At 41.0% G+C, this 13,089-nt stretch carries 12 protein-coding genes; 6 read left to right on the top strand and 6 right to left on the bottom strand.

The window, feature by feature from the left end:
• Positions 1-52: 52 nt before the first annotated feature.
• The 3 genes from H6G28_RS14585 to H6G28_RS14595 all read right to left on the bottom strand — a co-directional run bounded on the left by H6G28_RS14585 (position 53) and on the right by H6G28_RS14595 (position 3,075).
• Positions 53-856, bottom strand: coding sequence for an ABC transporter ATP-binding protein (locus H6G28_RS14585; RefSeq protein WP_190592516.1), 804 nt, complete (start codon positions 854-856; stop codon positions 53-55).
• A gap of 150 nt (positions 857-1,006) precedes the next feature.
• Positions 1,007-2,047 (bottom strand): FecCD family ABC transporter permease, encoded by a 1,041-nt coding sequence (locus H6G28_RS14590; RefSeq protein ID WP_190671618.1) that lies wholly within the window; start codon positions 2,045-2,047, stop codon positions 1,007-1,009.
• Positions 2,044-3,075, bottom strand: coding sequence for a FecCD family ABC transporter permease (locus H6G28_RS14595; RefSeq protein ID WP_190592514.1), 1,032 nt, complete (start codon positions 3,073-3,075; stop codon positions 2,044-2,046). The genes H6G28_RS14590 and H6G28_RS14595 overlap by 4 nt, the downstream gene beginning before the upstream one ends.
• A gap of 335 nt (positions 3,076-3,410) precedes the next feature.
• Between H6G28_RS14595 and H6G28_RS14600 the strand changes: the two genes are divergently transcribed.
• The 5 genes from H6G28_RS14600 to H6G28_RS14620 are packed head-to-tail and all read left to right on the top strand — an operon-like array spanning position 3,411 to position 8,975.
• Positions 3,411-4,640 carry a sedoheptulose 7-phosphate cyclase gene (locus tag H6G28_RS14600; protein WP_190671620.1) on the top strand — a complete coding sequence of 410 codons (1,230 nt, stop codon included), beginning with the start codon at positions 3,411-3,413 and terminating at the stop codon, positions 4,638-4,640.
• Positions 4,641-4,644: 4 nt separating this feature from the next.
• Positions 4,645-5,478 (top strand): O-methyltransferase, encoded by an 834-nt coding sequence (locus H6G28_RS14605; RefSeq protein ID WP_190592512.1) that lies wholly within the window; start codon positions 4,645-4,647, stop codon positions 5,476-5,478.
• A gap of 55 nt (positions 5,479-5,533) precedes the next feature.
• A complete protein-coding gene (locus tag H6G28_RS14610; RefSeq protein WP_190671622.1) occupies positions 5,534-6,925 on the top strand; it encodes an ATP-grasp domain-containing protein in 1,392 nt (463 codons plus the stop codon).
• Positions 6,926-6,967: 42 nt separating this feature from the next.
• Positions 6,968-7,861 (top strand): beta-1,6-N-acetylglucosaminyltransferase, encoded by an 894-nt coding sequence (locus tag H6G28_RS14615; RefSeq protein WP_190671624.1) that lies wholly within the window; start codon positions 6,968-6,970, stop codon positions 7,859-7,861.
• 46 nt (positions 7,862-7,907) lie between these two features.
• Entirely contained in the window at positions 7,908-8,975 is a 1,068-nt protein-coding gene (locus H6G28_RS14620) for a D-alanine--D-alanine ligase family protein (protein ID WP_190671742.1), read from the top strand.
• 101 nt (positions 8,976-9,076) lie between these two features.
• On the opposite strand, the gene H6G28_RS14625 is transcribed toward H6G28_RS14620, so the two are convergent.
• Together H6G28_RS14625 and H6G28_RS14630 are read right to left on the bottom strand one after the other, a co-directional pair.
• Positions 9,077-9,544 (bottom strand): hypothetical protein, encoded by a 468-nt coding sequence (locus tag H6G28_RS14625; RefSeq protein ID WP_190595003.1) that lies wholly within the window; start codon positions 9,542-9,544, stop codon positions 9,077-9,079.
• Between the two features lie 402 nt (positions 9,545-9,946).
• Positions 9,947-10,615, bottom strand: a complete 669-nt coding sequence (locus H6G28_RS14630; RefSeq protein WP_190595002.1) for a Uma2 family endonuclease — start codon at positions 10,613-10,615, stop codon at positions 9,947-9,949.
• A gap of 139 nt (positions 10,616-10,754) precedes the next feature.
• On the opposite strand from H6G28_RS14630, the gene H6G28_RS14635 reads away from it, so the two are divergent.
• Positions 10,755-11,048 (top strand): hypothetical protein, encoded by a 294-nt coding sequence (locus tag H6G28_RS14635; protein WP_190671626.1) that lies wholly within the window; start codon positions 10,755-10,757, stop codon positions 11,046-11,048.
• A 104-nt stretch (positions 11,049-11,152) separates the two neighbouring features.
• On the opposite strand, the gene H6G28_RS14640 is transcribed toward H6G28_RS14635, so the two are convergent.
• Complete coding sequence (locus H6G28_RS14640) at positions 11,153-12,955, bottom strand: WD40 repeat domain-containing protein (protein ID WP_190671628.1); 1,803 nt, start codon at positions 12,953-12,955, stop codon at positions 11,153-11,155.
• Positions 12,956-13,089 lie beyond the last annotated feature (134 nt).

Below are 13,089 nucleotides of genomic sequence, written 5' to 3' on the forward strand. Positions count from 1 at the left end.
CAAATAAATTCAGAAATCAAACCGAATTCCTGTAGATACTGTGATTCACTCATCAAGAATTGCACATTCTCATACCCTTACGCCCGATGGGAACACACATCGGTGTTCCGACAATTGGATCAGGCACAATCCGACATTCTAAGCCAAATACTTCTTGTACCATCTCCTCTGTCATAACATTTTGTGGTTCTCCAGCCGTAAAAATTCTTCCTTGTTTGACAGCCACTAAATAATCTGCATAACGACAAGCTTGATTTAAATCATGCAGCACCATTACAACAGTTCGTCCTTGATGCTGGTTCAATTCATATAACAAATCTAATACTTCTATTTGATGCGCTAAATCTAAAAAAGTAGTCGGTTCATCTAATAATAAAATATCTGTATCTTGTGCTAATGCCATTGCAATCCAAGCACGTTGTCTTTGTCCACCAGATAAAGTATCTAAGGCTCGATTTGCTAAATCTAATAAATTGGTAATTTCTAGTGCTTGTTGGACAATTTTTTCATCTTTTTCTGACCATTGCTGCAACCAGTTTTGATAAGGGTAACGTCCTTGTCCTACCAAATCTCGGACGGTTAGCCCTTCGGGCGCTAGTGGGTTTTGCGGCAAGATTCCCAATTGTTGGGCTACTTCTTTGGTAGAAAGATTAAAAATAGATTGACCATCAAGATAAACTGTACCACCATAAGGTTTTAAAAGTCTGGCTAACCCTCTTAATAAGGTGGATTTACCACAACCATTTGCACCGACTAAAGCACTAATCTTACCACCAGGAATTGCTAAATTCAGGTCACGAATAATTGGCGCACCATCATAAGCTAAAGATAAACTTTTTGTTGATAATCCTTTCATGTTTTTTACCATCTTAAAATTAATTAAAATCGGATTTTCATCTATTAAAATGCGGCAGAAATAAAGATGCTATCTCAAATTAGTGAAAAGCTTGTGATATAAGTTAAATTTTTACTTTTTATTTTTGCCTTTTTGTACTAGTTCACAAAGCTATTTCTTCCGATTACGAATTAACAAATAGAGGAAATAAGGCGCACCGACGGCAGCCGTTACAATGCCACAAGGAATTTCAATGGGTGCAAAAATTGTTCTTCCTAGAAAGTCTGCTATTACAACTAACATTCCTCCCAATAATGTCGAGGTAGGAATCAAGCCTTGATGATTTGTACCTACTAACTGTCTGCCGATATGGGGTGCAATTAATCCTACAAAACCAATCATTCCTGCTGTGGCGACTGCTGCACCAGCTAAGGCGACACCGACTAGTACCAGTAAACCCCGTTGCCATTCCACGCGAGTTCCTAAACCTTTGGCGACATCATCCCCCAAATTTAAGGCGTTCAACTGTCTAGCTAATATCAATGCCATCGGCACAAAAACGATTAACCAAGGTAAAAAGGAAAAGACTTGTTCCCATGTGCGTCCGTAAACACTACCCGCTAACCACACCAAGGCATCACTGACACTATAAATATTGCCAAAGGTAATCATCAAACTGGTGAATGCGCTGGCGATCGCAGACAATCCCACGCCCATTAAAATAAATAAAACGGGGGAACTACCATTGTTCCAAGCTAAAGAGTAAATTAATCCAGCCATCAATAAAGCACCGCCAAAGGCTGATAAAGGCAAGGCATAAATCGGTGCTGCTGGTAAGAGTACAATTACGGCAACTGCCGCTAAACTTGCGCCTGCATTAATCCCAATAATACTGGGGTCAGCTAATGGGTTGCGTGTGATGCCTTGAAAGATAGTCCCAGCCACCGCCAGCGCCATTCCCACCATGACAGCTATTAGGGTACGGGGTAGACGCAGATTATCAATCACAAAAGCATGATCTGGGTTGCCTGTATCTATACCCAATACAGTTTTGACGATATCTAAGGGAGAAATCGGATATTCACCCTGTCCTAAATTCATCACCATCGCCACCACAAGCCCCACTGCCAAACATAACAGCATTGGTGGCACACGGCGGTCAATCCGCAAAGATATCGTTTCAGAACGAAATACAAGCCAATCCAATTTCATTTTCTTACCTTCGATTTAGCCAAGTAGACAAAAAAGGGTGCGCCAACCAAGGCTGTCATAACTCCCACTGGTATTTCTTGGGGTTTGAGTAAGACACGCGCCGCGATATCTGCAATTAACAGTAAAGTTGCACCCAAGACTGCGGAATAAGGCAAAATCCAACGGTAATCAGCTTTGATAAAAAACCGCACAATATGGGGAACAATTAAGCCAATAAAGCCAACTGGCCCAGCTAAAGATACAGAACTTCCCGCCAGTAAAACTACGCTGATGGCAGTTGTAATTTTCACCCAACCCGTTTGTTGACCCAAGCCTTTAGCCACATCTTCACCTAGACTCATGGTGGTAATTTGTCTACCTAGGGCAAAAGCTAGGACTAAGCCAATCACGACAAAAGGTAATGCTGAGAATAATATATTGATATCGCGGCCAGCTAATGAACCAGCTAACCAAAATCGAATTTCTTCTAAGGTTCTTTGGCTAACTATAAGCATTGCCGTCATCACTGAGGAAATCAGGGCGGTAATTGCTGCGCCTGCAATGGTGAGATTCAGTGGGGTGGCTCCGCCTTTACCCAAGGAACCAATCAGGTAGACTAACACTGCTGTCACACCTGCACCTAAAAAAGCCACGATAGTTAAAACATTTAGGGAAGAGCTACCAAAAACAAAGGTTGTGGCGACTACAGCTAATGCGGCTCCTGACTCAATACCTAAAATTCCGGGATCTGCCAAGGGGTTGCGTGTCAAACCTTGCATTAATGCACCCGCAACTGCCAAGGCTGATCCTACCAGCAAGGCGATGAGCGATCGCGGTAATCTCACTGTCTGAATGACCAGATGTTCATAAGACCCATCAAAAATGATAAAGGATGCCAAAATCTTATTTGTCGGTATTTCTGCTGCACCTAAAGTGACACTAAACACTAAGCAAGTCAGCAGAATCAGTATACCTAAAATCAGCCCCAGGAATGGCGAAATTTTGGGTTTATGCCAGTTTATTGGTGATGCTGTGGTTGCTTTTGTCATGCTCTTGGATTACTGGAAAATCTTGTCATTTAGGTAAACTATTTGTGTTTTATCTGACATGGGCAATTAAAACATCTTAATTGAGAAAATTTAGTAAATATTGAGCCGCATATTCTTAGATGCGCGGCTTTATAGCTCAATGTGAGCAATGAGTTTCCAAAACTTACTTTATACTTATTGGTAATTTTTTTCAACTCTTGGGGTTGGGGGAGCGATCGCAAACAGATAAATTTTTTTCTTTAAATTTCTTAACTGTCTTAACTGTCCTTGCCTTGATTCTGGGGATCACGCGACAATACAGGGCTGATCTCTAAAAAAGCTGACAGCGAAAATACATGAATACAGTTCAAGCATCGTTTGAAGCAACAGAAACTGCGTTTCACGTCCAAGGCTACGAGAAGATCGATTTTAGTCTTGTCTATGTGAACGGTACATTTGATATTCAAAACAGAGAAATTGCCGATAGCTATGCAAAGTTTGGTCGCTGTTTGGCTGTAATTGATGCCAATGTTTATGAACTTTATGGCGAACAGATTAAGTCATATTTCCAGCATTATGAAATCGCACTGACAGTATTTCCGATCATCATCACTGAGCCAGGGAAAAACCTGGAGAGTTTTGAAAAAATTATTGATGCTTTTGCCGACTTTGGCTTAGTGCGTAAGGAACCAGTTTTAGTTATTGGTGGTGGTCTAATTACTGATGTCGCTGGGTTTGCCTGTGCTGCTTATCGTCGCAAGAGTAACTATATTCGCATTCCGACTACATTAATTGGCTTAATCGATGCAGGTGTAGCAATTAAGGTAGCGGTGAACCATCGCAAATTGAAAAATCGCCTGGGTGCTTATCATGCACCTTTGAAGGTAATTCTGGATTTTTCATTTTTGCAAACCTTACCCACGGCTCAAGTCCGCAACGGAATGGCGGAGTTAGTCAAAATTGCTGTAGTTGCTAACTCACAAGTCTTTGAACTGCTATACGAATATGGCGAAGAACTGTTGAAGACTCATTTTGGCTATGTGAATGGCACAGCAGAAATCAAAGAGATTGCCCATAAAGTTAACTACGAAGCCATCAAAACCATGCTGGAGTTAGAGACTCCCAACCTGCATGAAATAGACCTTGATCGCGTCATTGCCTACGGTCACACTTGGAGTCCTACCCTAGAATTAGCGCCGCAAGTACCTTTATATCACGGTCACGCGGTCAATATCGATATGGCTTTATCTGCGACTATTGCCGCCCGCCGGGGTTATATTTCTTTACAAGAGCGCGATCGCATTTTAGGCTTGATGAGTCGTATCGGTCTATCTCTAGATCACCCTCTGCTAGATGAAGATTTACTTTGGTATGCTACTAAATCTATTAGCCTCACTAGAGATGGTAAACAACGCGCCGCCATGCCGCGTCCTATTGGTGAGTGTTTCTTTGTTAATGACTTGACTCGTGAAGAACTAGATTTAGCCTTAGCTGAACATAAACGTCTGTGTGCTGAATATCCTCGTGGTGGTGCTGGCATTGATGCCTACATTGAACCTCAAGAAGTGCAATTATTAGGGGTGTAAAAAGATGACCAGTGTTGTACAACTCCCAACCCCTAGACCAATCACGCCCCACAGCATCTTAGTAGCCCAGTTACAGCAAACCCTGAAATTAGCACAACAGCAAAATATTCCCGCCGAGATATTAGATGCGCTACGCCAGTCAGTGCAGTTAGCTGCTGGTTTAGATCCTTACTTGGATGAATGCACCACCCCAGAATCAAGCGCCTTAGCAGCATTAGCCAAAAAAACCAGCCAAGAAGACTGGAGTAAACGCTTTAGTGATGGGGAAACAGTACGTCAACTAGAACAGGAAATGCTCTCTGGACATCTGGAAGGGCAGACCTTGAAAATGTTGGTGCATCTTACCAAAGCCAAGCGCATTCTCGAAGTGGGAATGTTTACCGGCTATTCGGCCTTAGCGATGGCGGAAGCATTACCCAGTGACGGACAACTCATTGCTTGCGAAGTAGATGCTTATGTTGCCCAATTTGCTCAAACTTGCTTTGACGAATCCCCGGACGGCAAAAAAATCATTGTCGAAGTTGCACCAGCTTTAGAAACCCTCCGCAAACTAGCAGCCAGAAAAGAATCATTTGATTTAATCTTCATCGATGCCGATAAAAAGGAGTATGTTGATTACTTCCAGATGATTTTGGATCAGGATTTACTCGCTCCTGATGGTTTGATTTGTGTGGATAACACCTTGTTGCAAGGACAAGCTTACCTACCACCAGAACAACGCACTGCTAACGGTGAAGCGATCGCCTATTTTAACTCGGTTGTGGCTGCTGATGTGCGTGTTGAGCAAGTTTTGTTACCCATCCGCGATGGTGTCACCTTAATTAGAAAAGTGGCGTAAAGCAGTAGAGACGTTATATCACAACGTCTCTACCATCAACACAAAGGAAATACTGATGTCACAATCAATATCTTTATCTGTACCTGTATCAACGCCTTCCACGGGTGCGGGAGTAAAAATTTTAGCTCTATTCAAGACTTTTGGCACTCTGACATTATTACTCTTAGCCTTGCCGTTGAATGCTTTGATGGTGCTGATAGCTTTGCTGTGGGGTCTGGTGCGCCGTTTGTTTACAAAAACTGTCGTCGCGGCTCACCCCCGAACTATCTTGGTAAGTGGAGCCAAGATGACCAAAGCTTTGCAACTGGCTCGCTCCTTCCATAAGGCTGGACACAGAGTAATTTTGATTGAAAGTCACAAATATTGGTTATCTGGACATAGATTTTCTCAAGCTGTGAGTCGTTTTTATACAGTTCCGGCTCCACAAAAAGACCCAGAAGCCTACATTCAGGCGCTAGTGGAAATCGTCAAACAAGAAAATGTTGACGTTTATGTCCCTGTGTGCAGTCCTGTAGCTAGTTACTATGACTCTTTAGCCAAGCCAGAACTAGCAAAATACTGCGAAGTGTTTCACTTTGATGCAGATATTACCAAGATGCTAGATGATAAATTTGCCTTTACTGATAAAGCGCGATCGCTTGGTTTATCTGTACCTAAATCTTTTAAAATTACTGACCCTCAACAAGTAATTAATTTTGATTTTAGCCAAGAAACCCGCAAATATATCCTTAAAAGTATTCCTTACGACTCCGTTCGCCGCCTGAATTTAACCAAACTTCCCTGCGACACCCCAGAAGAAACCGCCGCTTTTGTTAACAGTTTACCCATCAGCCCCGAAACACCTTGGATTATGCAAGAGTTTATCCCTGGTAAGGAGTTTTGTACCCATAGTACAGTCCGGGATGGGGAACTCAGATTACATTGCTGTTGTAACTCTTCGGCGTTTCAAATTAACTATGAAAACGTCGAAAATCCCCAAATTCGTTCATGGATACAACATTTTGTCAAGAGTTTGCGGCTGACGGGACAAGTTTCTTTTGACTTTATCCAAGCTGAAGACGGTACAGTTTACGCCATTGAATGCAATCCCCGGACTCATTCGGCAATTACCATGTTTTACAATCATCCTGGTGTAGCCGAGGCTTATTTTGAGCAAACTCCCCTACCTGCACCTCTAGAACCTTTGGCAAGTAGCAAGCCGACTTACTGGATATATCACGAAATTTGGCGGTTAACTGGTATTCGTTCTTGGCAGCAATTACAAACAGCAGTTAAGACCATAATCCAGGGTACTGATGCTATTTACAATCTTGATGATCCTTTACCATTTTTGACTTTGCATCATTGGCAAATTCCGTTACTTTTACTCCAGAATTTGCAACAACTCAAAGGTTGGGTAAAAATTGATTTCAATATTGGTAAATTGGTGGAATTAGACGGCGATTAAGAATTTGAATTTATCTATAAAAGTAAAAATAGTGCCTGAAAAATGCCTAATATTTCTCATAATTCTATTGGGTTTATTTTACTAACTCATGCGAAACCACTACAAATTTATCGGTTGATCGACAAATTAAATAGTATGTTTAATTATCCGTTAATTGTTTGTCATCATGATTTTGACAAATGTGATTTATCTAGGGATAAATTGTCGAAGAATGTTTTATTTGTTCGCCCTCACTTACAGACTAAATGGGGAGAATTTTCTATTGTTGAAGCGACTGTGCAAGCTCTTAAACTAATGTACGAGGTAGCAGATGCGCCGGATTGGTTTATATTACTGAGTGGCGCAGACTATCCTCTTAAAAGTGCAAGGCAAATATTAGATGATTTAACCTCAAGTCCCTATGATGCTTATATTCAGTATGAGCGAATCACCTATAAGACTTATAAACAAGATTTAGAACAAAATATGTTATGGCTGAAAAATTCTTATAAACGATACTGTACAAAGTCATTATCATGTAATTATCTAAAAAATTTCAAAATATCCTTAGAACATCCACTATTAACAAAACCTTTATTGCCTTTTTCAAAAAAAACTGCTTGCTTTAGTGGTAGTCAATGGTTTTGTGGCAATCGCCAAGCTGCTCGCTACATTATCGATTTCCATAGTCAAAAAAATGCCTTAACCTTGTACTACAGGCAGATTAAATATGCAGATGAGTCTTATTTTCAGACTATACTTGCTAATGCGCTTCATCTGAAGCTAAAAAATGACCGTCTCAGATATATTGATTGGTCAAATGGAGGTTGTCATCCAAAAACATTACTGATGGAAGACTTGCCAAATCTACTGAAATCATCTGCTCATTTTGCTCGGAAATTTGACATTGATATAGATAGTAATATTCTGAATGAACTGGATAGAATTACATCCTAGTATTTTTACATCTCTGCAAAAACTCTGTTCTATTTTTACAAAAATTATGTCTTTACTGCGGATTTTGCATTTAGTTGGCTCTGCATACGATGATTTTCACTATGAATTGTCACGCCTTTATGCTCAAGATTGTTTAACAGCAACCGCAGAGCGATCGCGCTACGATTTTCAGATTGCATACATCACACCCGATGGTTTGTGGCGATTTCCTCAATCTCTCAGCTTAGAGGATATTGCTGTTGCCAAACCGATGACTTTGTTTGCAGCGATCGAGTTTATTACTACACAAAACATTGACCTGGTGTTACCACAAATGTTTTGTATTCCGGGAATGACTCACTACCGCGCTTTATTTGACGTACTGAAAATTCCTTACATCGGTAATACTCCAGATGTGATGGCGATCGCATCCCACAAAGCCAAAGCCAAAGCAATTGTCGCTGCGGCTGGGGTAAAAGTACCGCGTGGTGAACTCCTCCGCCCAGGAGACAAACCGACAATTTCACCGCCAGCAGTTGTTAAACCTGCAACTTCGGATAACTCTCTAGGTATAGCCTTAGTCAAAGATGTGGCTGAATATGATGCTGCATTGAAACAAGCTTTTGAATACGCTTCTGAGGTTATTGTCGAAGAATTTATCGAACTCGGACGCGAAGTTAGATGTGGCATTTTGGTGAAAGATGGGGAACTAATCGGTTTACCTTTAGAAGAGTATTTGGTAGACTCCCAGAAAAAACCCATCCGTAACTATGATGATAAACTCCGCAAAAACGATGATGGTAACTTGTATCTAACCGCCAAAGACAATATCACAGCCTGGATTGTTGATACTCACGACCCCATCACCACAAAAGTTCAGCAAGTGGCTAAAAAATGCCATCAAGCTTTGGGTTGTCGCCACTACAGTTTATTTGATTTCCGCATTGATCCCCAGGGAGAACCTTGGTTTTTAGAAGCAGGTTTATATTGTTCTTTTGCTACTAAAAGTGTAATTCCCTGTATGGCAAAAGCATCAGGCATTTCTTTAAATCAGTTATTCATGACCAGTATTAATGAAGCTTTGACAAGTTCAAACTCATCTAAATTACATTCGTCCTTGGTCTTGAGTCATTAAAAACAACCCTCTCCCCTGCTCCCCTGCACCCGGTCGCCGAGCGAAGTCGAGGTGCTGCTCCCCCTGCGCTCTTCACGCTCAGTCTTGTGCTGAACACAATCTCATCTCTCCTGTTCTGCGGCGCTGCGTTCTCGTGCCAAGCTATCAATAGCATCACCCAAGGCGGTAGTCAGACTTTTGCGTGTTTGAGCGTGACTTTCTTGTTCAGTTTTCAAGGCTTGTAAAAGGCGATCGCGTTCTTTAATCGCTGCAATCAATTTTGTCTGCAATTCTTCCAGCGTTTGGATTTGAGTAATTTCAGCTTGAATGGCTTCAACTGCTTTACCATCAGCCAGTGTTGCGGCTTCAATACCTTGGAGTTTGTGAATATTGGCTTTGAGAGATGCGATCGTTTGTTGGAATAAATGCGCGTCTGTCCGGCGTTGTTCTGCTTCTGTGTTGTAGAGTTTGCGCCATTTTTCCGCACTTTCCCAAGCCGACTCTAAATCAAGTCTCTGTTCTGCTAATTGGCGTTTGAGTGCTTGAATTTCAGCTAACCACTGCTGTGTTAAAGATGTACTTTCACTCATGTTTCTAATCTGGATTGTATTTGTATAGTGTCAGTTGTAACTGCATCCTGATTATCTGTCACTCTTAATAAGTAACCACGCAAAATTAATTACAGTCATTGCGAGCGAAGCGAAGCAATCCCAGCCCTTGCGATTGCTTCATTTCGCTTCGCTCCATTCGCAATGACTTTGTGTAATTAATTATGTTTAACTACTTATTGGATATGTATCTGCCATCTAATTTATAAATGGTAAGGGTTATAGCGTTTCTTGCTCTAGTGAGGTATGAAGAAGAATAATGAACCGCAAATGGACGCAGATAAATTTGTACCTCAGTAGACTCGTAAACACTATATGTATAATCAGTTTAGTAAAAATTAATTCCCTAGATAGAAGTAATCCCAAAAATCAGCGATCGCATCTCTATGACTTTGGCTCATCGGCTGCTTTCAATCCTTGCTCAAATTCATCAATAGCTTGAATTGAATCTGAAATTGTCAGACATTGTTCTAGCAAAGAAATATCTAATTCTGGCAGTATTTCACTTTGAGAGAGAGGTTCATACCCATAAGTCTCAGGGTAAACAGTGGCTTGCTCTTCCTGAGAATTGTCTCGTAAATGATATAACTTAAACTGATTTCTTTCCCAAAACCAGACTTCTGCAACTCCTAATCTACGGTAGATTTCTAGTTTGCTCACACTACCACTTGTCAAAACTACTTCTATTGCTAAATCTGGTACTTTTTTCTCTTCGCCTATACAATAACATTCGTCTGGTTCTGCACCAGCTTTTCTGGCTTTATTTTTAAAAGTAGAACTTCCCATCGGTACAAACCGAATGCGCTTGCTATAGAAAAAACGCTCTAACAACATCCCTAAATTCGTTTTGATTTTTTCATGTCTGATTGACGGTGACACGATTTCTAATATTCCATCTAAATAATTAACACGGTAATGAGAGTTATTTTCTAGTTTCGCCAATAGCGATTCATAACTGTCCCAACTCACACCACTACTGATAAACTTTTCTTCTGGGTCTTTACTATGACCTAATTCTGGCTCATCAATTAGTTCTTTCAGGCTGCTGACCATTGTCATTTCTCCTGTTAATTTTTATATGGTAGATTGGTTGGAGCGATCGCACAACTCAACATTTGATAATCTTGGCATGGTTAAGTTACACTGAGTTTCATCTAACCTACATTTATTTATTTTACTAAGTGTGGGAAATATGGAATTTCTAGCTGATATCGAAGTTGAAGTGGAGTTTGTTATTCAGCATTCTCGTGATTTGCGGAATATCGTGGTCAAGCACTTTGAGTTACCGGGGGTGAATTTTAGGGTAACTCCAGATTCGACAATTGGCGGTTGTTTAATCGAAGCACTCGATATCCCACCAAGAGCTAATCGTCCAGATGGTAAACCTCGCTATGATTTGTTAAACTTCCGACTGACGACAAAGTTAGACTGTTCTAATTTTCAAAGTGGGCAGAAAGTTTTGGTTGAAAAGCTGCAATTTTATTAATTTTTGAAAAAATCTCAGTAAGGGCGTAGCCTTCGCCCTTACCTGTAGGGAATAGGAAGCTAGTAAATTAGCTGGAGAGATAGCGATAAAATCCATTGTAATTATTAACTACGCTGCCAGATTTTAATGGTTTTATCTAAGCTGGCACTGACTAACATATCACCAGAAGTTGTGAAGGCTAGGGATGTGACTATATTGCTATGTCCGGTAAATGTGCCTAGCAATTCTCCGGTGTTGAAATGCCAGAGTTTAATGGTTTTATCTGCACTACCACTGGCGATAATTTGCTCATCTGGACTGAGGGCGATCGCATATACTCGATCAGTATGACCTTTGAGGGTGCGAATTAATCTCCCTGTCTCTAAATGCCAGATTTTAATTGTCTGATCCCAGCTACCACTAATTAACCACTGTCCATCAATACTAATAGTTAGGGAACGCACAATGTGAGAATGTCCGGTTAAGCTGTGCAGTGGTTCGATTTCTTGCAGGGTGCTACATTCTGAAAGTTGGGCTGTTTTCCAGACTTTGATTTTGCGGTAACTACCAGTCACCAAGGTTTTGCCGTCGGGACTCAAGGCCAGGGCATGGGCGGCTGTATCATCTAAAGATAGAGCGATCGCTACCTGACGCTGCATTAAATCCCAAAACAGAACTTTTCGATCATCGCCACCAGTGGCTACCATCCGCCCATCTGGGGTAAAAGCAGTACAGCGCACTACACCATTATGTTTGTGCAGGATATCAATCAATTCTGGTGCGCCGACGTGCCAAATTTTCACTGTCGAATCTGCACCAACACTGACTAATGTATGACCATCGGGGCTAAAAGATATAGAGTTTACATCATCCACTAACCCTGAAGCTATCCAAGGCGCTTCAGATAATGTATCAATTAATTCTCCTTTGCTTAAATCCCAGAGTTTGGTTTCGCCGCGACTCCCACTAGCTAAAATCGGGGTGACATTGCCATTGTGACAACGGGAAGCAAAATCAAGGCAATAAATCCCTCTAGTATGACCTTTTAATGTTTGCCAAAATTCCCAATCACCAATGATTTCTTTTTGGGGATGATCTGATGAGACAATTTGAATGCTTTCGGCGATCGCTTGCTCTTCAACTGTTAGCAATATATCTTTTTTAGTAGTCTTTTTCGCTGTGAGTGACTCTAAATACCAACTTAATCCCCCTGCATATAACAGGCTACTAGGAGTCACATAAGATTTAGTTTCCGAGAGTTCCAGTTGATTACTCGGCAAAAACCCAGCAATTACAGCGTGCTTTTCATAGCCTAATTTGCCATTAGAAGGATAAAACAGACACAAGAAAATTAAAACTTGGTGGTTGCGTAAGTCATCTTGAGTGACTGTCCACCTAATTTTATCTTTCTTGATACCGTTAAAACTTTCGCCATCGGCAGCATAAACTAACACGCTGTGTTTTGGACTATCAGCTAGGCAGTATGTAAATTTACTTTCGCTGCGTAAATTGCCTTCATCATCTAACACCATATTTTGAATAGTGTCTTGGGGCAACTTTTTCACTATCTTACCCAGCCGTTCCGCCATCACTTGTTCAACAATTTGCTCGCGCAAAAGATAATCTTGTGCTTGTTGTTGAAAGTGTTTGGGATAAGGAATCACCCAATCAGGCGGTTCAGGATATTCTGGCGGGATGGGCGGCGGATTTTTGGCGATAATTTCGGCTTGTTGGCGTGATAATTCTTGGATTTTTGCCAATGAATCACCCCAAAACGCCATAATTTCGCTGTGACAACCTTTAACTTGACTGTCCAGTAAAGATAGGTCGTAAGTTTTAGGTTTTTTAATACGTTGAAGGAAATCAGCTTGCTGGGCTTGAAGTAAGCTAATCCAATCCATCTGCATTCCAGCGATACAATTTTGCATACCTACGGTAAGCTATACCAACGTAATTACTCAAGTTTATAACTTCTAGTAAAATAAAAATTCGGTAATCTTCGCAGTCTAACAGAACACATTTATGGAGATGTATCTGTAAAGTTCAGTGTGTAAAGATCACT

Origin of the sequence: Nostoc sp. FACHB-190, assembly GCF_014696905.1 — a bacterium.
Taxonomy (GTDB): domain Bacteria; phylum Cyanobacteriota; class Cyanobacteriia; order Cyanobacteriales; family Nostocaceae; genus Nostoc_B.